Genomic DNA, 969 nt, shown 5'->3' with positions numbered 1-969 from the left:
CCTTGGCGCAACTGGACGACCGCAGCCGCCGTATCGTTGAAAGCCGCTGGTTACAAGACGACGGCGGTTTGACCCTGCACGAATTGGCTGCCGAATACGGCGTATCTGCCGAACGCATCCGCCAAATCGAAGCCAAAGCCATGCAAAAACTGCGCGGTTTCTTGGCAGAAGAAGCAGAAGCCGTTTAAGCCTTTCTTGATAAAAAGGCCGTCTGAATCTTTTCAGACGGCCTTTTCGATGGCAAACCTCATCGTATCTTATCCCCCAACACATTCATTTTAAAGCCCACTTAAGCTATAATAGCCACCACACACACTACCCGGTCATACCATAACCATGCAACTTACCGTCGTCGGACTCAACCACCAAACCGCGCCCTTGAGCATACGCGAAAAACTGGCATTTGCTGCTGCAAATTTGCCGGATGCCGTGTCCAACCTCGCGCGCAGCGAGGCGGCGGAAGAAGCAGTCATTCTTTCTACCTGCAACCGCACCGAGCTTTACTGCGTCGGCGAATCCGAAAAAATCATCAACTGGTTGGCAAAATATCACAATCTGCCTGTCGAAGAAATCCGCCCCTACCTCTATACCTTAGATAATAATGAAACCGTCCGCCACGCCTTCCGCGTCGCCTGCGGCTTGGATTCCATGGTCCTGGGCGAACCGCAAATTCTCGGTCAAATCAAAGATGCCGTCCGCGTTGCGCAAGAACAAGAAAGCATCAATACCCACTTAAACGCCCTGTTTCAAAAAACCTTTGCCGTTGCCAAAGAAGTGCGTACCGACACTGCTGTCGGTGAAAACTCCGTCTCCATGGCTTCTGCATCGGTCAAAATGGCAGAGCAAATCTTCCCTTCCATTTCCGATCTGAACGTCCTCTTTATCGGTGCAGGCGAAATGATTGAACTGGTGGCCACTTATTTTGCCGCCAAAAATCCCAAGCTCATTACCGTTGCCAACCGTACACAC

General features: G+C 51.3%; 2 protein-coding genes. Both read left to right on the top strand.

Translation table 11 applies throughout. The annotated features are described in order from the left end of the window. Positions 1–188, top strand: a 188-nt coding sequence (locus ACTHUR_RS12180; RefSeq protein WP_440398739.1) for a sigma factor-like helix-turn-helix DNA-binding protein, incomplete at its 5' end; no start/stop codon positions are given. A gap of 148 nt (positions 189–336) precedes the next feature. Beyond that, positions 337–969, top strand: a 633-nt coding sequence (gene hemA / locus ACTHUR_RS12175; RefSeq protein ID WP_440398738.1) for a glutamyl-tRNA reductase, incomplete at its 3' end; no start/stop codon positions are given.

The sequence above is a fragment of the Neisseria sp. P0021.S007 genome (assembly GCF_051956855.1).
Note: the sequence above shows the minus strand (reverse complement) of the source record. Positions and strands in the feature narration are given on the sequence as shown.